The organism is Streptomyces sp. Isolate_45 (assembly GCF_024721315.2).
In the GTDB taxonomy this organism is placed as follows: domain Bacteria; phylum Actinomycetota; class Actinomycetes; order Streptomycetales; family Streptomycetaceae; genus Streptomyces.
In genome coordinates, this window is record NZ_JANFAK020000019.1 from 50,346 (window position 1) to 71,632 (window position 21,287).

Here is a 21,287-nt window from a genome sequence, read left to right on the forward strand (position 1 = left end):
CGGGGCTCGGGCGGTCCCGGCGACGGGCGGCGGCGGGGGCAGGCGTCGGGCGGGGGCGGCTACCGGGCGGGGTCGGGCGTCCGGCCGGGGCAGGCGCCGGGCGGGGGTGGGCGTCCGGCCGGGTCAGGCGTCGGGGAGGGCGACGGGCATCACCAGGGTGGTGAAACTGCCCTGGTCGGCGGAGCGCACCAGCACGGGCAGGGCCGGACCCGACACCTCCAGCAGCACGTCCGGCCCGACCCCGGATTCCAGCGCGGCCCCAAGTACCTCGGGGTCGAAGGCGAGCCGTACCGGCTCGGACTCCTCGCGTACGGCGGGCAGCGCGGCCCGCCCCACCCACAGCCGGTCCCGCCCCAGCTCGACGGGGACCGCCACCCCGTCGGGGCGGCTCTCCAGGGCGGCGAGCAGCGCCGCCCGGTCCACGACCACCCGGTGGGCGGGCGCCTCCAGCGCCGCGAGCACCTCCCGGTAGGCGGGGTAGGCCCCGCCCTCGACGGCCACCTCGCCGGCGCCGCCCGGATGCCGCACGAGCAGCGGGCTCCCGGCGGGCCCCGCCGACAGGACCACCTCGCCGGCGCGGGCGGCCCACGCCCCGAGCTCCACCAGGTTCCGCGCCCCGATCAGCACCTGCCCCGGCGGGCCGCTCACGCCGGTGGGCCGCAGCGTGCGCACCGAGAGCCGGTAGCGGTCGGTGGCCACGAAGCGGACCTCGTCCTCGTCGAACTCCACCAGCACGCAGCCGAGCACCGGGAACGCGGGATCCCGTCCGGCGGCCGGGGCCACCTGTCGAGCGGCACTGGCCAGTTCGGCCCCGCCCAGGGTGAACCCGGTCCGGCCGGAACCGCCGGGGAGGCCGTCCAGGACGGCGCGGATCGCCGCGTCGGCGGCCCGCCCGTGCTCCCGTACAGCCGTCCGGTGCCGCTCCAGCACCTCCCGGGCCCCGTCGGCCGGCCCGTCGAGCACCGTCACCACGTCCGGCAGCGCCAGTCCGGCCGCGCGCAGGGACCTCAGGAGCACGGCCCGGTCCTGCTGCGCGGCGGAGTAGGAGCGGTATCCGGTGACCGCGTCGACCCGGTTCGGGGGCAGGACGCCGCAGTCGTCGTAGAAGCGCAGGGCGCTCGGCGCGAGCCCGACCCGCCGGGCGAACGCGCTGATGCTCATCAGTTCAGGGGTGCCGTCCATGACGTCGATTGTCGACTTTCATCCCACTTGAAGGTCAAACGACGCCCGGCGGGGTGGTGGCCGGTCAGGCCGCCGGGCATCCACGCCCCGGCCGGATCCACCGTCCGCTCCCGTGCCGGGGCACCCCGTATCCGGGATTCGCCCGGAATGCGACCGGCCGCGCCCACCGCACGCCCCGTCCGCGACCGGCCCGCCCCCCACCATGGAAGGAGAGGGCCGGAACCGGCTTGTAGGCGTGCGCGCGGCGGTGCGATCCTTCCGCCATGTCGCACACACAACTGCCGGACTACGGGGCGGTCCTCGCGGAGGTGAGGGAAGTGCGGCGCGCCGGCATCGTCCGATTGCGTGAGCTCGGCATACCCGTGCTCACGGACCTGTCGGCCGGGCCGGGGGAGGGGAGCCCCGGAGGGCCGCACTTCCCCGCTGTCGAACGGCTCCTGCGCACCGCCGTCGCCTCGATGGGCGGGGGCACGCTCCAGGAGGCCGCCGAATACAGCCTCGGCCTGGCCCGCGGCACCAGGGACTGGCCGCCGGCCGACCGGCGCAGGCGTGCCGCCCAGGTCTACGGGGTCAGCGTCGAACGCTTCCGCAAGCACCACGAGCTGATGGTCCTCGGGCAGGTCGCCGAGCAGGTCGTCCGGCACGCGGGCGGAGCCCGACCGTCCGCGGAACCGACCACGGAGGAAAGGGGCCGGCAGCGGCCGGACATCGCCTCCGCGACCGGGAGCGCGGGCCGTCAACTACCCGCCGGACACCACCGGATACCCGTCCGCATCGGCGGCCGGGATCACCGGATCACCCTCCACGTGCACGCCGTGGACCTGCTGCGCGACATCGACGTGGTGGTGTCCCCGTCGAACACCCACTTCGCGCTCCCCGAGCCCTACAAGTCCTCCGTGGCGGCCTCGCTGCGCCGCACCGCGGCCCTGCGCGACCCCGCCGGACGGATCGTCGCGGAGCCCGTGCGCGACGAACTCCGGGCCTGGACGGACCGGTACGCGCCGCAGGGCCTGCCGGTGGCGCCCGGCACGGTGGCCGTGACCGGTGCGGGGGCCCTCGAACGCCAGGGCGTCCGGTACATCCACCACGCCGCGGTGGCCGTCCCGCGGCCCGGCACCAACGACTACGACGTCCAGCCCGTGGACGTGACGCGCGCGGTCACCCGAGTCTTCGCCCTGCTCGGCGAGGCCCGCGCCGGCAACGAGGATCGTGCGCGGACCGGGCATGGCGAACGGGTCGAGACCCGTGCGGAGGCCGAAGCCCGTGCGGAGGTCGAGGTCCGGGTCTCCGGCGGGGTCGCAGCCGGGGCCCGGTCCGCCCTCGGCGCCGGAACCGTTGCCACCCCCGCGCCCCCCACCTCCGTCTGTCTGCCGCTGCTCGGCGCCGGCCGGGGCGGCCTCGGGCCGGCCGAGAGCCTGGCCGCCGTGTGGGCCGCGGTCGAGGCGGAGCTGGCCCGGGGGGCCGGCTGGGACATCCATCTCGTGGTCCGCAGCCACGAACGGGCGCAACTGGTAAGGGAGTTACTCGGCCCGCCCGCCGCCGACACGGCAGCGGGCGGCCCCACGAGAGGAGCGCGACCGCAATGACCGACGCCTACACCCGCCTGGCCGCCGCGGCCTCCGAATGGGACGAACTCGGACCCCGGTTGACCCCGGACGACCTGCACCGGCTCACGCTCCGGCTCCGCGCCTGGCGCACCTCGACCGGAGCCGCCGCCCGGGACGCCGCCCTCGGCGCGGCCCGGCTGCTGGGCGAGCTGCTGCCCGACCGGTTCCCCGGCGGGAACCGGCTCGTCACCACCCCGGACGCTCCGGCCGGGGAACACCTCGGTTTCCGCGCCGAGGACCTGGCCGTGCTGCTCCTCGACGGCCACCGGATGGTCGGCCCCGTGCTCGGGGAGGTACGGGACCGGTTGCTGGCCGCGCCCTCCCTCGGAGACGAGGAGGTCCTCCGGACCGGCTGCGACCCGTACGCCCCGGCACTGATCCGGCTGCGCGCGACGGGCGGCCCCACCCGTCTGCCCTCCTTCCAGTTCACCCCGGACGGCCGCCTCAGGAACACGGTCCGCGAAGTCAACCTGCTGCTCGACGCCGACGGCGACCCCTGGGGCGCCGCCGACTGGTGGCTCTCGCCGAACGCCTGGCTGGACGCGGAGCCCGCGCTCCTGCTCGGCACCGCCGACGAACCGCGCCTGCCCGAAACCGCCCGGCTCCTCACGGAAGGGGAGTAGAGGACGTGCCGCACTACCGTCCGCCCGCCGAACCGCGGGCCACCCCCGCCAAGGCAACCCTTCCCGCGGGCACCCCGCTCTACCGGGTGCACTCGGCGCGCCGCGACGGCGGCACCTTCAACCCCGTGCCCTCCCACTGCCTCTACGGCGGAGGCCGTTTCGACTCCACCTCCTGCGACCCGTACGGCTACCTCTACGCCGGCCTCACCCCGTCCGCCGCCATCGGCGAGAGCGTCCTGCACTCCCTGCCCTTCGACCCCTCGGGCGCGGCCCGGCTCGTGCCCCGGGTGGCCGTCACCGGACGCCGCCTCTCCGCGCTGCGACTGACGACCTCCGTGGACGTGGTCGCGCTGGTCACCGGGCAGGACCTGGCCGCCGTCCACCAGGACAGCTGGCTGGTCCAGACGGAGGCCCGCGACTACCCGTACACCAGGGACTGGGCGCACTGGATCCGCCGCCACACCGACCCGTGGGCGCAGGGCTTCCTGTGGTCCTCAAAACGAGACCCCGGCGAACGGGCACTCGTCCTGTTCGCGGACCGCTGCCCGCCCGGGCTGCTCGCCCCCACCGGGGAGGACCCGATCGACTTCGCCACCCCCGAGGGCCGGCACTGGCTCGACCGGATCCTGCAGCCGTACCACGCGCGCCTCGCGCCCTGACTCCTGGAGCCGTCGTGTCCGCAGCAGCGACCAACGCCCGCGCCGAACGCGAGGAGATCATGGCCGAACTCGCCGACCTACCGGCGGGTGACCCGAGGGCGCCCGAGTTGTGCGGGCGGACCGGCGAACTGAGCTACCTCGCCCACAACGAGCTCGGCGACCCCGAGGACCGAGACCTCGCGGCCGAGGCCTTCGCGCACGCCTTCCGCCGTCCCGTACCCGGAACGCGGTGGGCGCTGTGGCGGATCATGTACGGCCACGTCCTGGCCCTGCACTACGACGAACGGCCCGACGCGGAACTCGCCGCGCGCGCCCACGCCCTGCTCGCGGAGGGGCTCGCGGAACTGCCCGACGAACCGGACCCGTGGGGCGCGGCCGTCCTGGCCCGCCGGCTCCTCGCCAACCTCACCAAGATCCGGGTTCAGGAGGGGGACCCCGATCCCACCCTCCTCGACGAGGCCCTGCGGCGCGGCCTCGCCGCCCTCGACGACCAGGACGGGCAGGAAGCAGACCTCCAGGAGGCACTCGGCTACCTGTGGCAACAGCACGGACTCCGCACCGACCGGTCGGACTCGTACGCCCGCTCCGCCGCCTACTACGCCCAGGTGCTGGAGGGCGGCGAACCGGACCGGGACCTGCCGCTGGTCCGTCAGTCCCGCGGCATGTCGCTCACCCTCCAGGGCTACCACACGGCGGACCGGGCCCTCCTGGAGGAGGCCCGCGACGAGACCCTGCGCGCCCTCGCCGAAGCCCCCGGCCGACCCCCGTGGGAACGCGAGGCCCGGTTGCGCGTGGCCTTCGTCCGGGTCGTGATCGCCGGCACGTGGGAGGACGAGGAGCAGGGCGCGCGGGCCGAGGCGGAACTGACCGCGCTCCTGGGCGGCGAGGCGGACATCGACGCGCTGCACCCCTTCTATCTGGACGTCTTCGGCCGGCTGCTGTTCACGCGCGGCCGGCTCCCGCTGGACGTGGAACTCCTCCACCTGTCCGCCGCCCTGCTCACCCGGGCCGTCGACCGCTGGGCATCGGAGGGAACCGGCCGGGTCACCCTGGCCGCCTGGGCCCTTGCCATGGCCCAGCACACCCTTCACGAGACGGACGGGGACCGCGACCGCCTACCGGTCGTGGAGCGCGCCGTGCTGCTGGCCCTGGCGGACCCGGACCTGGCGCCCGAGCTGAGGCAGCCCGCGCGGCTGATGCTGGCCGACGTGCAGCACCAGCTGGGACCCCACCACCCGCAGACGGTCCCGGTGGAGGAACTGCAGCGTCTCCACCAGGAGTTCCTGGAGAAGGCCGGGGACGAGATCCCCCTCGACTTCGGCTTCGATCACATCCTTCTCGCCGACACCGACGAGGCCCGCACCCGCTGGGAGCGTCGCTTCTCCCGGGTCTTCGAGGAATGGTCGACCGGCGATCCCGGCAGCCGCAGGCACGCCGAGGCGGCCGCGATGCTCGTCTCCCTGCTCCCCGCCCTCGATCCGCACGGGGACAGGGCCGGCCGGCAGCGGGAGGAAGCGTTGGTGGCGGCGATCCTCGCCCATGCCGAGCAGCATCCCGGCTGGTGGCCCTCGGCCCACTTGGCGATCGGAAAGTTGCGGCTGCAGCAGGGTCTGAGAGGCAGGCCGGACCTGCTGGCCGAGGCGCTGGAACACTTCGACGGAGCCCGACGAGCGGGCGTCGACAGCCCTTGGCTGCCCGTCGCCACCGTGCTGGCCTCCACCATGCTGGCGCAGCAGAGGGGCGTCACCGCGGACATCGCCCCCGACGCGGCCGAGTGGGACCGGATGACGACAACCCTCGGGTTGTCGCCCAAGCTGGCCGTGCTGATGCGATCCCAACAGGCGGTGAGCGAGGGGCTGCTCGCGGCCAAGCGCGGGGACCTCGCGGCCGTCGACCGGGCGGTGGCCGAGGTGGCAGGTGCCTTCGCGGGCTCCACCGCCGACGACACCAGCCGCATCGAGTTCCTCACACTGCTGGAGTCCCTCCGGTCGGCCCGGGAGGACCTGGCGCACCGCCTCGGCGTGCCGCCGATGCCTCCGCCGGCCAACCGGCCGTCCTTCGCCGAACTGCGACGTCAGGCAGCCGAGTTGCCCCGTGACCACCGGGCCGGGGTCCTCGGGAACATGGCTCTGGCGTGGATGCGCGAGCCTGCGCTGGCCGCTGACGAGCGCCGTGTCCGCGAGATCCTCACCTTGATCGAGGAGGCCGTCTCCCTTTCCGAGGAGGGCAGCGAGAACTGGATACGGTTCGCCTCCAGCGCCGGCTCCTTCTACCACGGGCTCGCACAGTCGCACGCCGACCCGCGCCACCCGGACCGGGCCCGTGACCTGGAGCGCGCCATCACCCTCCTCGAAGGCGCAGCCGCGGCCACGGGCGGGCCCGAGCACCGACTGTGGGCGTACACCGCGCACAGCCTCGCCGCCGCATACCGGGCCCGCGGCGGCCGGGCCCGCCGGGACCGCGAGCGCGGCCGACGGCTCGGCCTGGAGGCGATGCGCGGCTTCGTATGGTCGACGCTCCTCCAGTCCGGTACCCAGGACATCGCCGAGGCCGCCCGGCTGGCCGACCAGCTCTCCGAGGACCTCGTCGGCTGGTGCCTCGCCGACCGGGCCCCGGCGGACGCCGTACGGGCACTCGACGCCTGCCGGGGCCTGATCCTGCACGCGGCCACCACCAGCCGTTCCGTCCCCGAACTCCTCGCCGCCGCCGGACACCCGACACTGGCGGCCGAGTGGGGTGCGGCCGGCGGCGACCCCGACAACGTGCCGAGCGCCCTGCGCCGCCGCGTGGTGCAGGCGCTGACCGGGGACGGCACCCGGCTGCTCGACCCGCCCGAACCCGCCGAGATCGGCGCGGCCCTGCGCGCCCAGAACAAGGACGCCCTCGTCTACCTGGTGCCCACCACCGAATCCTGCCCCGGCACCGCCCTCCTGGTCACCGCCACCGGGCAGGTGCACGCGGTCCCACTGCCCCGACTGCGCGAGGACGCGGCCCCGCTACGGGACTACCGCCCGGCCGGCGGGGGTGGGCCACGCAACATGGAACCCGCCCCGGACCACGCGACCTCCCGTCCGGCCCCCGCACCGCCGCTGCGCGACCAGCTCGACCGGCTCTGCTCCTGGGCCTGGCGGGCCGCCGTCCAGCCGCTCCTGGAGGTGTTGGACGTACCCGCGCGGCCGGGCCGGGTCCCCCGCCTCGTCCTCGTCCCGATGGGTGCCCTCGGCCTCGTCCCCTGGCACGCGGCCTTCGCCGCGCAGGGGCAGGGCCGCCGGTACGCCATCGAACGGGCCGAGTTCTCGTACGCCGCCTCCGCGCGCCTGCTCTGCGAGGTCGCCGCCCGCCCGCCGGCCCCGCACACCGGAACCGCGCTGGTCGTCGGAAACCCCACGGGCGACCTGCCCTACGCGGGAGAGGAGGCCGACGTCGTCCAGCGTCTCTTCTACCCGCACGGCCAGTACCTCGGCCTGCGCACCGGTGACGGCGCACCCGGCCAGGTCGCCGCCTGGCTGCGGGAGCGGGCCGACGAGGGCGCCGTCGTGCACCTCGCCTGCCACGGAACCGTCGAGGAGAACCGGCCCCGCAGCTCCTACCTCTCCCTCAAGGGTGGCGAGTTGACCGCGGAGGAGCTGGCGGGGGCGGTCCACGGCAGGCTCGGGCTCGTCGTCCTCGCCGCCTGCCGCAGCCAGGTCTCGGGACGCGGTCACAACGAGGCGTACAGCCTGTCCACGGCCTTCCTGGTGGCGGGCAGCCGTTCGGTGATCGGCTCGCTGTGGCCGGTGCCGGACGACGCGACGTCCATCCTGATGTTCCTGACCCACCACTTCCTGCGCCGGGAGCAGGAGCCACCCGCGCGGGCCCTGCGCCGGGCCCAGCTGTGGATGCTGGACCCGGCGCGGACGGTACCCGACAGGCTGCCCCCGTTCCTGGCCGCCCGGCTGGCGGAACTCGACCCGCACGACCTCACCGCCTGGGCCGGGTTCACGCACCTCGGGCAGTGAAGTCCTCGCCGGTCGGCAAGGCGGGCACCACCGTGCGCAGGGCGATGGTGCTCGCCGCCCACTGCCCGGGCGCGAACGGCCGGGCGGGCACCATGTCGCGGCCGCCCTCCGGCGCGGGCGCCGGCCCGGCCAGCCGCAGCAGGCCGTCCGGGGGCGGGCTCGCCACCACCTCCCAGCGGTTGGTGGCCGGGTCCCAGGGGCTCAGGTGGAACGGCACCGTGTTGAGTTCCCCTTCGGCCACGACGAGCGTGAGCCAGTCCCGCACCGAGGCTCCGGGCCGCACCGGCCGGGACGCGGGCAGCACCATCCGCACCCGCCCCCCTTCCAATGCCCAACCGGTCATCCCGGGACCGATGAACTGGCCGGGGAAGAGCGCAGACCCGGCGCCGAACTGGTCGTTCAGGTTGACGAGCACGCACCACAGCGGCCGGGGCCCGGTATTGCGGATCCGGACGGCGACCGACGGCTCCTGCCCGCCCTCGTAGGAGAGGACGATCTCCCCGTGCCCGTCGGGGCGCAGCGGTTCCCCGTCCTGGTGCTCCCAGGGCAGCACCTCCACCCGGACGTGCCCGGTCAGCGGGGACATGCCCGCGCTGAGGTCGCGGATCCGGTGCCACCGCGTCAGCCCGGCCAGACAGTCGGTGAGCCGCCGGGCGTCGGCGGCTCCCGCCAGTGGTAGCGGCGGTACGTACGGGGAACCGTTCCGGCGCAGGACGCGGGCCCGACCTCCCCGTACGTCGACGCGGAACAGCAGCCCCGCCTCGGCCTCCTCCGGCGAGCCGTCCGCGACCTCGCGCAGCAGCGGCGAGGCGGGCAGTTCGGCCGCGTCCCCGGCGAGCACCACGGCGGCCGGTGGTAGTGCCAGCGCGGACAGGGCCACCGGGTGCACCGACCCCGGATCCGGGATCCAGCCGTCCGGGTCGACGATTGCTCGGTCGGCCCGGACCTCCGTGACCCGTACGGGGCCGCCGGCCGCCATGAACTCCGTACCCGGTCCCCCGGTCAGGCCGTGTACCCGCCCGCAGTCGACCTCCCAGCCCTCCGGCCCCTCCCTCAGCAGGTGGGCGCTGGGCGGGCCGGCAGCCCCGCCCAGCAGCGGCCGGTCCGCGAACCCGCCCGGATCGGCGGGGAACAGCACGGGCTGCTGCCCGGACACCAGGCGCCGTACCCCGGCGTCCGCCTCCGCGAGCAGTTCCCGCGCGGTGGTGTCCGGACCGGCCCGGCGCAGGGCGCGGGCCAGGGCGTATGAGAACACGCCGCGGGTGGGCCAGTCGTCGGACCATGCCGGGCCGTCCGGGTCGGTGTGACCGCCCGAGTTGTCGATGGGACGTTCGAATGAGAGCTGTCCGAGCCGGCTCGCCGCCAGCAACAGGTGCCGTGGCGCGGTGTCGGGCCCGGTCATGTCCCGGGAGCCGACGGCGGGCCGCCAGTGCGGCAGCGGCCGCAACGAACGGGGTGGGTACCCTTCACGGCTCGCGCCCCCCGAGAAGCAGCAGTCGAGCACCGCCACCACCCGGCCGCCGCCCGCCGCGGCCCCGTCGAGCAGCGCGCCCAGCCGCTTGTCGGGCAGCGGCCCGTCCGCGCAGACCAGCGCCTGGCAGCGGCCCGTCGGTTCGAGCAGCAGTTCCTGCGGGGTGCTCGCCGCGTACTCGGTCCCGTGCCCGCTGAACCACAGCAGCGCCGTGTCCCCCTCCCCGGCCCGGTACAGGTGGCCACGGATGGCCTCCTCGACCGCGCGGGCCGTGGCCTCGCCGTTCAGCAGCACGAGGGCGTCGACCCGGCCCGGCGCCGCCGCCTCCAACGCGGAGCGGGCGTCGGCCACGTCGGCCAAACACCCGCGTAGATCGGCCAGGCCGGAACGGGCCGCCGTGCGGTACTCGTTGATGCCCACGAGCAGGGCGTAGACCTTCGCCATGGCGCCAGTCTGGAGCAGCCGTCGGGGCGGTCGCTGGCCGAAAACCGGTCGTATCGAGGTCACTTGCGGGGAGTTCGTGGCGCAAATACCTTTTGAGGTCGCACGATTGACGCAACGTCATTAGCCTGCGTGCTCCACGCGCCATTACGGGGAGACCATGGGTTACATCGAGCGTCCACGCCGTGTCGTACGACCCGCACAGGACCTCCAACAGGACACCGGCCGGGCGGCCGCAGCGACCGGCGCGGCCGACGCGCCCGGACTCCAGGCCGATGGGCTGCGCAGCCGATCCCCGGAGCTGCTCGAAGCCGTGGCCCGGCTCGACGCCGGACTCGACGCCGCCGCCGGCCGCCGGCTCGCCGACTGGATCCGCGAACAGTACGAGGTGCAGCACCACAACGCGCCCATCGGGTTCCTCGCCCGCTGCCACCTCGGGCCGCCGTACGTGGACCACATCCTGAACCTCTTCGGCGCGATCCTCACCCACTACGCACCGGGCGACGTCCTGCCCGATCCCTACGGCGCGGCCCGGATGCTGGCGCGCAGCCCGAGTTACGCGTGGGTGGAGGTCTACTCAGACGGGCTGGTCCTGCCCGTACTGGAGAACGGTTCGGTGGTTCGGCCCAGTGGGCCGCGATCGGGGGAGAACACGTGACGGAAATCGACCACGGGCTGCACCGGAAGGTCTCCGAGATCAACCGGCTGGTGGCCGGCGTCGCCGAACAGGTCGGCCACGTCTCGGGGCAGGTCAACTCCGTCGAGGCGAAGCAACAGCAGACCCGCACAGAGCTCCAGCAACTGCGCGACGAGTTCCAGGCGTTCGCGGCGCAGGCGCGACTCGTGGCCGCCCTCCAACGGGCCGAGACCCGCGTCGGCGTCATCCAGGACCGGATCGACCACGAGTTCGGCCACCACAAGGTGGTCCGGCGCACCGCCGTCGGCATGCTCCAGGCCTTCGACATCGGCCTCGTCGCCGAGGACACCGTCCGGATGGTCGGCGACCAGCTGATGCTCCAGACGCCCCGGTACTGGCTGGCACCGGCGCTGGTCGCCCTCGCCGCCTGGTCGGCCGACGACCCCACCCTGTGCGAGCGCGCCGTCCAGGAGTCCTTCCGCCGCTCCCCGGACCGCACCTCGCTGTTCTTCGCGCTGGTCCTGCGCCGCCAGGGTCGACACGCCGAATCGGCGCGTTGGCTCCGCCACTACCTGCTGGCCCAGGACCCGGCCGCCCTGGGCCGCGAGTTCGCCGTCATCCTGGAATCCGTCGCCCAGGGGGCCTTCGGGCCGGCCGGCCGGGCCATGCTCCGCGAGGCCCTGGACGAATGGCACGAGCTGCTCGGCAGCGACACGGCGGCCCAGGACGCCCAGATCGACCGCTGGCGGGCCGAGATCGGTTCCCTGTGCCCGACCGTGACCGGCGCCGAGTTCACCTTCCTGCACCAGGTGTCGCCGCAGTGGCCGCAGCTCGGGCAGGTGCTCTCCGCCGCCCGCACCCAGCAGGTCGTCCTCGACAAGTACACGGCCCTCCTGAACACCGAACCCACCCCGACGCACCGCATCGAGGACGCCGTCGACGACATCCTGGACCGGCTCGTCTCCGAGTACGACAACGAGGAACTGCCCCTGCGGCGCGACCTCGCCTACCAGGAGGCCGTCGTCGCGCACGACGGCGACACCACCCGGGCACGGGCCGACGCCGACGCCGACTCGGCCTCCTACGACGTGACCCTCGACTACCTCACCGTCCAGAGCACCGCAGCCCTAAACCCCGGCGCCATCGGCACATCCGAAGCCACCCGGCGGCTCGCCGTCGCCGCCTGCCGGGACTGGTTCCACCACGCCCACCAGGGCTTCTCCCGGGACTACCGGGCCGCCGTGCCGCAGGACGTGGAGGCCCGCTTCGAGGCCACCTACCCGGTGGCCGGACAGAACTTCACCCTCCCGGCCTGGACGGGCTCCTACCACACGCCGCTGCCCGAACTGGAGAAGCGGCTCGGCGACCACTGGGACCGGCACACCGCCCCCTTCATCGCCGCCCTCGGCTACAAGTACCCGGCGAAGGTGGTGGCGGTCCTCGCCGCCGCCGTGATCGGCCTGTTCATCGGGAACGCGATCAGCCCCGCCGCGGCCGCCCTGATCCCCCTGCTCATCGGCGGCATCGGATGGCTCCTGATCCATCACGGCGCGTCCCGGACCCGCCGGGTACAGGACTCCGCCCGGCTCCTGCTCGGCGAGGCCCGACGCGACGCCCTCCACCGGCTCGTCGGAGCCGGGGCCGACCTGACCAACTGGCAGCAGGCCTACCAGGAGGCCGACGCCGTCGAGGGCCAGGTCCGCGAACTGATCGACTCACTGGCCACCGCCACCGAGGGGAACACCCCCTTCACCGGCCGCACCGTCTCCCCGGGAGGGCACCCCGCATGACCACACCCGACCCCGGAGCGCCCCGCCGCAAGCTGTGGGCCGCCGGCGCCGAACCGGCCGAGGAACGCACCACCGCGCGGCTGCGCCGCGTCGTCGAGGGCCTGCCCGAGTGGTCCCCGCTGCCCCCCGGGGAACAGCTGGTACGCCGCCCCGGTGCCAGGCGGGAACAGCCCTGACCATGAGCAACCTGTGGGGCCACGGCGGCGCCTACCAGACATGGACGCAGTACCTACGGGACTGGAGCAATGGCGGGGCCGCGGCCACCGCCGAAGCCGCGGCCCGACTCCCGACGCTGCGCCCCGACGACTACCACCAGGACACCTGGGCGCGCTTCTCCCAGCACCTCACCGACGCCTTCGACCGGCGCCTGCGCGACTGGGCGAAGGCCCTGACCGCCGCCCTGGAAGCGGCCCGCGACGAGTTCGAGGCGGGCCGCGCCCTGGTCCAGGCCCGCACCGGGCTCGACGCGGTCCGCGCGCTCGCCGCGCACCCCGCCCTGCCCGAGGCCCTGCGCGAACGGCTGGCCGAACTGGTCGAGGGGCAGATCACCGGCTTCCAGGAGCAGTTGGAAGCCTCCCTGGACCGGGCCGCGCGCGGCGGTTCGGACCCGCGGCTCCTGGAGGACCGTCGCCGCACCGTGCGGGAGAACCCGCTGACCACGGCCGGCCCGGGCACGCCCGGGCCCGGGAAGGGCCGGCCGGCACCGGCACCGGGCGAGGGCTGGTCGTACGACCCAGCGGCCCCCGCCCGCCGCCGCATCATCACCGACTGACCGGAGACCAGCACCCCATGTCCAACCACGCCGAATGCCATCGCGATCTCGACAGCTACATCTCCGCCCGGGTCCCGGTCATCTGCATCCGCACCATCGAGCAGCAGCGGGCGCTGCGCCTGGTACGCACGGCCGCCACCCACGCCCGGCGCGGCGCCATGCCGTTCTGGATCTACACCAGGGCCACCGGGCTGCGTGACCTGCGGACCAACGCGCCCCTGATGGACGACCGTTCCCTCACCGGCGCCATGGAGTTCGCCGCGTCCCAGTTCACCTCCCGCCCCAACGCCACCCTGGTCCTCGTGGAACCGGACGACCTGGACGCCGACACCCCGCTGACCCGGCACGTCGCCGAACTCGCGCGGCTGGCAGACACCAACATGGGCAGCGTCATCCTGATCACCGACAGTCCGGTGTGGAGCGGTCTCCAACGCCTCGGGATGGGACTCCAGCTGGACCCGCCCGACGCCGACGAGATGTACGCGACGATCTCCGCCTTCCTGGACGATCACCGGGGCCACATCCCGATCGCCTGGGACGAACGCGACACCCGGCGCGCCGCCGAGTTCCTCGTGGGGGTCACCGAGGGCGAGGCGATCAACCTGATGGCGACGGTCGCCGCGAAGGGCTCGGTGGAGGCCGGGGACGTCGTGGTCCTCGCCCAGTCGAAGGACCGCATCTTCAACGACCTGACGGGTCTGCAGAAGGTGCCCCTGAAGGCCGCCGACTACGCGGTGGGCGGCCTGTCCAACCTGCGTGACTGGCTCCGGCGCAGGGGGCGGCTGCTCCAGGCCGACCTGCGGGCCACCGACCTGCGGCCCCCGCGCGGCGTCCTGCTGGTGGGCGTGCCCGGCTGCGGCAAGTCCCTCTCGGCCAAGGCCATCGCCGCGCAATGGCAACTACCGCTGTACCGGCTGGACATGGGCTCCATCCACGGCAAGTACCTGGGCGAGTCGGAAGGGCGCTTCCGGGAGGCGCTGGAGACCGCGGACCGGGTCGCGCCCTGCGTGCTGTGGATCGACGAGATCGAAAAGGGCCTGGCCGGCGCGGGTGACGGGACCGGGGTACCGCAGCGGATCATCGGCCAGTTCCTGTTCTGGCTCCAGGAGTCCCAGTCGCGGACCTTCGTCGTCGCCACCGCCAACGACGTCCGCAGCCTGCCGCCCGAGCTGCTCCGCAAGGGCCGCTTCGACGAGCTCTTCTTCGTGGACCTGCCCGACGCGCAGGACCGCGAGGAGATCATCGGCATCTACTACCGCCGCTACCTGAAGACCGAGCCCGACCCCGAACAGCTCGCCCGGCTCGTGGAACTGTCCGACGGGTTCGCCGGTTCCGACATCGAGGCGGCGCTGCACGACGTGGGCGCCGAGGTCTACCTGGGCGGCGGCCCGCAGCACATGCGGCCGTCGTTCGTCCTGGACACCTTCGCCAACACGGTGCCGCTCAGCCGCAACAACCCGGAGCAGATCGAGGAGATCCGGGCGTGGGGCCGGGAGCGGGCCGTCCCCGCCGGCCGGTTCACGGCCACGGCCTCCCAGGGCCCCTCCGGTCCGGCCCGGCGCATCGTCTTCCTCGACGACTGACGGACGGGGGTGGCGCGGTCGTGACCGGCGTCGACGACCTCGCGCTCAGCCGGTGGGGGCCGGGCGCGGCTTCGTCTGCTGGACGGCCCAGCCGTTGCCGTCGGGGTCGGAGAAGTAGACGAACGACCCCCACGGCATGTCCTGGATCTCGGTCACCTCGATGCCCCGGCCCCGGAGGTCCGCGTAGGCCTCCTCGATGTCGGTGACCACCACCTGCATGTTGTCCAGGGACCCCGGGATCATCCGGGTGAGGCCCTTGCCGATGGCGATCGAGCAGGCCGAGCCGGGCGGCGTGAGCTGGACGAAGCGGATCTCCTCGCTGACCGTGACGTCGTGATCGGCGCGGAAGCCGACCCGCTCGTAGAAGGCCTTGGCCCGGTCCACATCGGTGACGGGGACGGCGACCAGTTCCAGCTTGATGTCCATCACTCACTCCAGGATCGGCGACGGCCCCGGTCGGGCCCCGCGGCCATCATGCTCCGGAGGGCGCCACCGCGCCGCCCGGCGCACGGCCCGTCGTCGCGAATCGGGTCCGGTGGAGCTCCTGGTAGCGGCCGCCCGCGGCCAGCAACTCGTCGTGCGTGCCGCGTTCCACGATGCGGCCCTCCTCCACCACCAGGATCAGGTCGGCGGCCCGCACGGTCGACAGGCGGTGCGCGATCACCAGGGCCGTCCGCCCGCTCAGGGCCTCCGCCAGGGCCTCCTGCACGGCGGCCTCGGAGGTGTTGTCCAGGTGGGCTGTGGCCTCGTCGAGGATCACCACCCGCTGGCGGGCCAGCAGCAGCCGGGCGATGGTCAGCCGCTGGCGTTCCCCGCCGGAGAGCCGGTAGCCGCGTTCGCCGACGACGGTGTCCAGGCCGTCCGGGAGCGAGGCGACGAGCCCGTCCAGGCGGGAGCGGCGCAGCGCCTCCCAGATCTCCTCCTCCGTGGCCTGCGGTCGGGCGAGGACCAGGTTGGCCCGTACCGACTCGTGGAAGAGGTGGCCGTCCTGGGTGACCATGCCGATCGTGTCGCGGATCGAGTCGGCCGTGAGGTCCCGTACGTCGATCCCGCCGAGGCGCACGGCGCCCGCGTCGGCGTCGTACAGGCGGGGCAGCAACTGGGCGATGGTGGACTTGCCCGCGCCGGAGGAACCGACGAGGGCGACCATCCGGCCGGGTTCGGCCCGGAAGGACACCTCGTGCAGCACCCCGGTACCGCCCCGGGTGTCGAGCGTGGCGACCTCCTCGAGGGAGGCGAGGGACACCTTGTCGGCCGACGGGTAGCCGAAGGAGACCGCGTCGAACTCCACCGACACCGGCCCCTCGGGCACCCGGCGGGCGTCCGGCTTCTCGGCGATCAGGGGCTTCAGGTCGAGGATCTCGAAGACCCGCTCGAAGCTGACCATGGCGCTCATCACCTCGACGCGGGCGCCGGCCAGGGCCGTCAACGGCGCGTACAGCCGCGTCAGGAGCAGGGCGAGGGCGACGACGGAACCTGCGTCCAGGGTCCCGCGCAGCGCGTAGTAGCCGCCCAGGCCGTACACCAGGGCGAGGGCGAGGGCGGAGACCAGCGTCAGGGCGGTGATGAAGGCCGACTGGGCCATCGCCGTGCGGATCCCGATGTCCCGCACGCGCGCCGCGCGGGCCGCGAACTCGGCGGACTCGTCCGCCGGGCGGCCGAAGAGCTTGACGAGGGTGGCGCCGGGGGCGGAGAAGCGTTCCGTCATCTGCGTGCCCATCGAGGCGTTCAACTCCGAGGCCTCCCGCTGCATGCCCGCCATCCGCACCCCCATCCGGCGGGCCGGCAGCACGAACACGGGCAGCAGCACCAGGGCCAGCAGGGTGATCTGCCAGGAGATGCTCAGCATCACCACCAGGGTCAGCGCCAGCGTCACCGTGTTGGCGACCACCCCCGACAGGGTGTTGCTGAAGGCCCGCTGGGCGCCGATGACGTCGTTGTTGAGGCGGCTGACGAGGGCGCCCGTCCGGGTCCGGGTGAAGAAGGCGACGGGCATCCGCTGGACGTGGTCGAACACCGCGGTCCGCAGGTCGAGGATCAGACCCTCGCCGAGGGTGGCGGAGAGCTTGCGGGTCAGCAGGCCGAGGCCCGCCTCGACGACCGCGATCACCGCGATGAGCAGGGCCAGCCGGGTGACCACCCCGCCGTCCCCGCCCTTCACGATGGCGTCGACGATCCGGCTGGCCAGCAGCGGGGTGGCCACCGCGAGCAGTGCGCCCATGACGCTGAGCAGCAGAAAGAGGACGAGCCCGCGGCGGTGCGGGCCGGCGAAGGCCCCGATGCGGCGGAGACTCGTCCGATTGAAGGGGCGACGGTCCTGCTGGGCGTTGATCGCACTGTGGAGCGAGGTCCACGCCGTGACTTCCATGTCCATGACCCACACGCTAAAACCTCAACATAACTTCAGGTCAAGGCGTCGTCGGCGAACCACCCGTACGTGCCGCCAACTCCCGCCCGTACGAACGCCTTTCGGAGTTGTCCCGGCTCCTCGTGCCGCCCGGCCCGTGGTGCCATCATCGGTACATGACGCAGGCACCGAAGTCCGCCCACCCCGGCCGGCCCGCCCTCGACACGGTCCTGGAACGCTTCGAACGGTGGGCCCGGGACACCCCCGACGCCCCCGCCCTCCTCGCCGGACCGGACGGCCTCACCTACGCGGAACTCGACGCGCGGGCCAACCGACTGGCCCACCACCTTCTTGAGGCCTGCCTGCCCGCCCACCCCCTCGTGGCCGTCGCCACCACCCTCGGGCCCGACCTCCCGATCGCCGTACTCGCCGTCCTCAAGGCCGACGGAACGTACGCCCTCCTCGACACCGGGGACCCGCACACGGTCCAGAGCCTGCTCGCCGCACTCCGCCCGGACCTGCTGCTCACCCACACCCCGCACCACGCCCGCCTCGACGGGGGCGACGGCCCGCGCACCCTGCTGCTCGACGCGGAGTCCGCCCGGATCGCCGAACGCCCCGCCGATCCGCCTGCCCGCCCCGCACCGGACACCGCCCCACCACCGAACGGATCGGTCGCCGGTCCGCCCGCCGCCGTACTGTTCACCGGCTCGGCCGCACCCCGCCAGGTCCGTATCGGCCACGCGCGGCTGCTCGCCGCCCTCGAAGGCTGGGCCGAGATCGCCCGGCTGACTCCCGAGGACCGCCACCTGTTCACCTGCGGGCCCGACGTCACCGCCTTCGCCGCGGGCTGGACCCGCGCCCTGTGCTCCGGCGGCGCCCTCGTCCTGCCCCGGGACCCCGTGCGGCAGGCCGAGGACCCCCGGCGGCACGCCGAGGACCTGCTGCGGACCATCACCGCCCAACGGGTCAGCGTGCTGCACACCGACCCCGCCGGCGCCCTCGCCCTGCTGCCCGACCCCGACCGGGCACCCCTGCCCGCGCAGTCCCGCCACGAGGACGGCCCCGGAACCGGACCGTTGCGGCTCGTCGCCGTCACCGGGGACCGGCTCCACCTCGACGAACAGTCCGCCGTCCAGGCCGCGCTGCGCCCCGGCGCGCGCGTGCTCAACGTCTACGGGCTCACCGAGTGCGCGGGCAACGGCACCTGGTTCGAACTCCCGCAGTTGCCCCGACCCCTCGACGACCCAGAGCGGCTCTCCCTGTTGGGCACCCCCCACCCCGGCTGCCGGGCCGACGTGCGTGACGGGGAGATCCACGTCACCCCGCCCGGCGGCGGCGACGCCGTCCCCACCGGCGACCTCGGCCGGCTCCGCGCCGACGGCCTGCTGGAGTTCGGGGGCCGGGTCCGCGACCGTTTCGACCTCGCCGGCCGGCCCGTCGACCCCCACCCCCTGGAAGCGGTGATCCGCAGCCACCCCCGCATCGGCGCGGCCATCGTGGCCCCCGTCCCCTCCGGCAAGGGGGAGACCCGGCTCGTCGCCTACGTCGCCCCGCCGCACGGCGACCCGCCCCGGAGCCCGGGCACCACGCTCCCCGAGACGTGGGAACTCCGCGCCCACCTCGCCGAGAAGGTGCCCGCCGGCCTGGTGCCGCGCGCCGTGATCCGGCTGCGTACCCTGCCCCGCACCCGCGGCGGCCAGGAGGACCGGGCGCGGGTACCGCAGCCGCCGCTCCTCCTCGCCCCCACCCCGCCCGGGTACGGCAGGCGCCCCGGCGCGACCAAGTACGGCGGCGCGAACACCGGTCAGGGCTCGCTGTCGTGCGCCGTCGGCTGCGGCGCACTCGCCATCGGGCTCGTCGCCCGCCTCGTCACGAACCTCCTGTGGCCCGGATCGACCGACCTCACCGGCATCCCCCTCCACTGGGCGGTCCTCTTCGGCCTCCTGCACGCGCTCGAATGCGTGGCCTTCGGGCTGGGCGTGATGTTCCTGTTCAACGGCCGCCGCCGGATGCTCGCCCAACGGCGCGGCCGGCGCGTCACCACCGCCGCGCACCTCGCGGTCGTGTACCTGCTGGTCTCCTGGTGGCCGCAGGACAACCTCTACCGGCTGGCCGCCAAACAGGACTGGGCCCGCCAGGCCACCCTCGTCTACGTCTTCAACGTCCCCCTGATGATCGCCGCCGGAATCCTCGCCTTCTATGTCACCCGCAGACCGACGAGCCCCTTCGACTTCGACGACTGAACCCCGTCCGCGGCGAAGCCCTCGCCCACGGCGAGGGCCCCCGCCCGCACCAGCTCCTCCGCCGCGTCCAACACCCCGGCCTCGTGCGCGGCGACCAGCACCCCGAACCACGGCGCCGGATCGAAGGCGGCGGTGGGAACGGCCGGGACGAACACCGCGCCCAGATCCGCGCAGGCCCGCGCCAGGCCCGCGCACAGCTCGTCCCACTGCGCCTCCGGCAGCCGGGCGCCCAGCTCCACCCGGTCGGCGATCCGTACCAGGTGCCCGGCCCCCCGCAGCACGTCGAGCCGCGCCGCCACCATGAACGCCACCGACGGCCCGGTGAGCCGCAGGTTGGTCTCCGTCGGCGCGAGCCGCCCCGCGGCGTCCGTGACGAAGTCCACGTCGAACCAGCCCCGGTAGCCGCCGTCGGCCAGTTCCCGGCCCACCGCCCGCCCGAACGCCAGCAGCGGCCCCTCCAGCGCTCCGGGCACCACCCCGGGACCCACCGTCGCGCCCCGGTAGGCGCCGTCGACCACGTCCATCACCGCCGCGCCCACCTCGCGCACCCGGCCCGCGTCGTCCACGAAACCGTCGTAGGTGAGGTCCCGGGGCCCGGCGTCCGGTCCCGCCGGGCCGGCGACGTACTCCTCCACCAGCAGGGGCCCGCGCGGCAGGCCCCGCAACACCGCCCGGGCCCCGCCCGCCTCCCGGACCGCGGCGGGCGTCACCACCGTCGTGCCCGAACCCCCGACGCCGTGATCCGACTTGAGAACGGTGCTCTCGCCCGCCCGGGCCCGCGCAGCCAGCAGCCGCACCGCCGTCCAGCGGTTCCCCGCCCGCCACTGCCCGGGCAGCACGATCCGCGGATGCCCGCCGCCCGCCAGGAGCCGGCCGAACAGGGCGTGCGCCGCCGACTTGGACTCGTACCGCAGTTCCCGAGGCCGCCACGGCAGGCCCGCCAGCCGCGCGAACGCCGCCGTCCGCCCCCACGGTACGAGGGGCAGCCCGCGCCCCGTGACCCGCCCGGCCAGCGCCGGCCGGGCCACGACGGCGTCCGACAGCCCGGGACCGCGCTCCGCCACACCGTCGTACACCTCCACCTCCGGTCCCCACCCCAACTCCCGGCCGACCAGCCGGATCCACCCCGGCGGCACCGCCCCGGGCAACACCAGGGCCGCGGGGCAGGGGCTGTAGAAGGCGGCCAGGCAGGCGTAGTGGTGCGCGGCTTGCTGCCGGTCGTCCAGGGAGGCGTCCTGGAACTGGGCGTTGAACTCCGCCACGTTGCCCACGTGCACCGCCGGCATCCCGCCCGTCCAGGCCAGCGCCCAGTCCGCCAGGGGCACCGGGGCCACCTCGAACCGGAGCAGACCGTCCGGGGACCTCCCCGACGCCACCGCCCCCATCGCCCGGTAGAAGCCCGCCGCGTGCGGATCGGCGTCGACGAGCAGCCGGCGGACCCCGAACGCGGCGGCCCGGCGCACCGCGTCCCGGTACAGCAGCCGGCCGATGCCCCGCCCGATGGCGTCCGGCTCCACGAACAGCAACCCGAGCCGCGCGGCGCGCCCCGGCTCCTGCCGGTCCCGGGGTCCTTCCTGGACCGGGCCCTCCCGCGGGTCGACCGGACCAACCGGCTCCGGACCAACCGGGACCGGACCTTCCTCCGGGTCGACGGGTCCCTCCAACTCCTCCAGGGAGGCGAGGCCCAGGACCCGCCCGTCGCCCTCGTCCTGCGCCACCACGATCCGCCGGGCCGCCACCTCCGCGCCCGCGATCCGCAACTGCGGCGCGCACGCGGCGAGGAAATCCGCGTCGTACCCCCAGTACGCCTTGGAACGCAGCACGAGCGCGGTCAGCTCCGGCGCCTCGGCTGCCCTCGCGGCCCTGACCTTTGCCATTTCCTGACCTCCCCATGGTCCGCCGCCGGGCCGTGCGATAGATTCGGCCAGCCC

At 74.5% G+C, this 21,287-nt stretch carries 15 protein-coding genes; 10 read left to right on the plus strand and 5 right to left on the minus strand.

From position 1 onward, the window contains the following. Positions 1-123: 123 nt before the first annotated feature. Complete coding sequence (locus tag NOD94_RS09500) at positions 124-1,182, minus strand: MerR family transcriptional regulator (protein WP_281205343.1); 1,059 nt, start codon at positions 1,180-1,182, stop codon at positions 124-126. Between the two features lie 263 nt (positions 1,183-1,445). Here NOD94_RS09500 and NOD94_RS09505 point away from each other — a divergent pair, with 263 nt between their 5' ends. Genes NOD94_RS09505 through NOD94_RS09520 form a run of 4 tightly spaced genes read left to right on the plus strand, consistent with a single transcriptional unit; the run spans position 1,446 to position 8,069 of the window. After that, complete coding sequence (locus NOD94_RS09505) at positions 1,446-2,768, plus strand: hypothetical protein (protein WP_281205344.1); 1,323 nt, start codon at positions 1,446-1,448, stop codon at positions 2,766-2,768. Further along, positions 2,765-3,412 (plus strand): hypothetical protein, encoded by a 648-nt coding sequence (locus NOD94_RS09510; RefSeq protein ID WP_281205345.1) that lies wholly within the window; start codon positions 2,765-2,767, stop codon positions 3,410-3,412. The genes NOD94_RS09505 and NOD94_RS09510 overlap by 4 nt, the downstream gene beginning before the upstream one ends. Before the next feature lie 5 nt (positions 3,413-3,417). After that, complete coding sequence (locus NOD94_RS09515) at positions 3,418-4,071, plus strand: RES family NAD+ phosphorylase (protein ID WP_281205346.1); 654 nt, start codon at positions 3,418-3,420, stop codon at positions 4,069-4,071. Positions 4,072-4,085: 14 nt separating this feature from the next. Beyond that, the gene (locus tag NOD94_RS09520; protein WP_281205347.1) at positions 4,086-8,069 is read left to right on the plus strand and encodes a CHAT domain-containing protein; all 3,984 of its coding nucleotides are present in this window, start codon (positions 4,086-4,088) and stop codon (positions 8,067-8,069) included. Here NOD94_RS09520 and NOD94_RS09525 read toward each other — a convergent pair. Continuing rightward, positions 8,050-9,984: a caspase family protein gene (locus tag NOD94_RS09525; RefSeq protein WP_281205348.1), complete on the minus strand. Its 1,935-nt coding sequence runs from the start codon at positions 9,982-9,984 to the stop codon at positions 8,050-8,052. The genes NOD94_RS09520 and NOD94_RS09525 overlap by 20 nt on opposite strands. Before the next feature lie 157 nt (positions 9,985-10,141). On the opposite strand from NOD94_RS09525, the gene NOD94_RS09530 reads away from it, so the two are divergent. Genes NOD94_RS09530 through NOD94_RS09550 form a run of 5 tightly spaced genes read left to right on the plus strand, consistent with a single transcriptional unit; the run spans position 10,142 to position 14,763 of the window. Further along, a complete protein-coding gene (locus NOD94_RS09530) occupies positions 10,142-10,639 on the plus strand; it encodes a hypothetical protein (protein ID WP_281205349.1) in 498 nt (165 codons plus the stop codon). After that, positions 10,636-12,408 (plus strand): hypothetical protein, encoded by a 1,773-nt coding sequence (locus tag NOD94_RS09535; protein ID WP_281205350.1) that lies wholly within the window; start codon positions 10,636-10,638, stop codon positions 12,406-12,408. The genes NOD94_RS09530 and NOD94_RS09535 overlap by 4 nt, the downstream gene beginning before the upstream one ends. Continuing rightward, positions 12,405-12,584, plus strand: coding sequence for a hypothetical protein (locus NOD94_RS09540; RefSeq protein ID WP_281205351.1), 180 nt, complete (start codon positions 12,405-12,407; stop codon positions 12,582-12,584). The genes NOD94_RS09535 and NOD94_RS09540 overlap by 4 nt, the downstream gene beginning before the upstream one ends. 2 nt (positions 12,585-12,586) lie before the next feature. Next, entirely contained in the window at positions 12,587-13,180 is a 594-nt protein-coding gene (locus NOD94_RS09545) for a hypothetical protein (protein ID WP_281205352.1), read from the plus strand. A gap of 17 nt (positions 13,181-13,197) precedes the next feature. Beyond that, entirely contained in the window at positions 13,198-14,763 is a 1,566-nt protein-coding gene (locus tag NOD94_RS09550; RefSeq protein WP_281205353.1) for an AAA family ATPase, read from the plus strand. A gap of 45 nt (positions 14,764-14,808) precedes the next feature. Here the strand turns inward: NOD94_RS09550 and NOD94_RS09555 are convergent, their stop codons facing one another. Then, positions 14,809-15,189 carry a VOC family protein gene (locus NOD94_RS09555; protein WP_281205354.1) on the minus strand — a complete coding sequence of 127 codons (381 nt, stop codon included), beginning with the start codon at positions 15,187-15,189 and terminating at the stop codon, positions 14,809-14,811. Positions 15,190-15,235: 46 nt separating this feature from the next. Further along, positions 15,236-17,137 carry an ABC transporter ATP-binding protein gene (locus NOD94_RS09560; RefSeq protein WP_281205355.1) on the minus strand — a complete coding sequence of 634 codons (1,902 nt, stop codon included), beginning with the start codon at positions 17,135-17,137 and terminating at the stop codon, positions 15,236-15,238. A gap of 149 nt (positions 17,138-17,286) precedes the next feature. On the opposite strand from NOD94_RS09560, the gene NOD94_RS09565 reads away from it, so the two are divergent. Continuing rightward, entirely contained in the window at positions 17,287-19,356 is a 2,070-nt protein-coding gene (locus NOD94_RS09565) for an AMP-binding protein (RefSeq protein ID WP_281205356.1), read from the plus strand. Here NOD94_RS09565 and NOD94_RS09570 read toward each other — a convergent pair. Continuing rightward, complete coding sequence (locus tag NOD94_RS09570; protein ID WP_281205357.1) at positions 19,311-21,233, minus strand: GNAT family N-acetyltransferase; 1,923 nt, start codon at positions 21,231-21,233, stop codon at positions 19,311-19,313. The genes NOD94_RS09565 and NOD94_RS09570 overlap by 46 nt on opposite strands. Between the last annotated feature and the right edge of the window lie 54 nt (positions 21,234-21,287).

Excerpts from the sequence above, each read along its gene's own strand:
- NOD94_RS09545 (WP_281205352.1), top strand. The coding sequence starts at position 12,587 with ATGAGCAACCTGTGGGGCCACGGCGGCGCCTACCAGACATGGACGCAG.
- NOD94_RS09530 (WP_281205349.1), top strand. The coding sequence starts at position 10,142 with ATGGGTTACATCGAGCGTCCACGCCGTGTCGTACGACCCGCACAGGAC.
- NOD94_RS09540 (WP_281205351.1), top strand. The coding sequence starts at position 12,405 with ATGACCACACCCGACCCCGGAGCGCCCCGCCGCAAGCTGTGGGCCGCC.
- NOD94_RS09510 (WP_281205345.1), top strand. The coding sequence starts at position 2,765 with ATGACCGACGCCTACACCCGCCTGGCCGCCGCGGCCTCCGAATGGGAC.
- NOD94_RS09560 (WP_281205355.1), bottom strand. The coding sequence starts at position 17,137 with ATGGACATGGAAGTCACGGCGTGGACCTCGCTCCACAGTGCGATCAAC.
- NOD94_RS09555 (WP_281205354.1), bottom strand. The coding sequence starts at position 15,189 with ATGGACATCAAGCTGGAACTGGTCGCCGTCCCCGTCACCGATGTGGAC.
- NOD94_RS09550 (WP_281205353.1), top strand. The coding sequence starts at position 13,198 with ATGTCCAACCACGCCGAATGCCATCGCGATCTCGACAGCTACATCTCC.
- NOD94_RS09565 (WP_281205356.1), top strand. The coding sequence starts at position 17,287 with ATGACGCAGGCACCGAAGTCCGCCCACCCCGGCCGGCCCGCCCTCGAC.
- NOD94_RS09500 (WP_281205343.1), bottom strand. The coding sequence starts at position 1,182 with ATGGACGGCACCCCTGAACTGATGAGCATCAGCGCGTTCGCCCGGCGG.
- NOD94_RS09525 (WP_281205348.1), bottom strand. The coding sequence starts at position 9,984 with ATGGCGAAGGTCTACGCCCTGCTCGTGGGCATCAACGAGTACCGCACG.
- NOD94_RS09570 (WP_281205357.1), bottom strand. The coding sequence starts at position 21,233 with ATGGCAAAGGTCAGGGCCGCGAGGGCAGCCGAGGCGCCGGAGCTGACC.
- NOD94_RS09505 (WP_281205344.1), top strand. The coding sequence starts at position 1,446 with ATGTCGCACACACAACTGCCGGACTACGGGGCGGTCCTCGCGGAGGTG.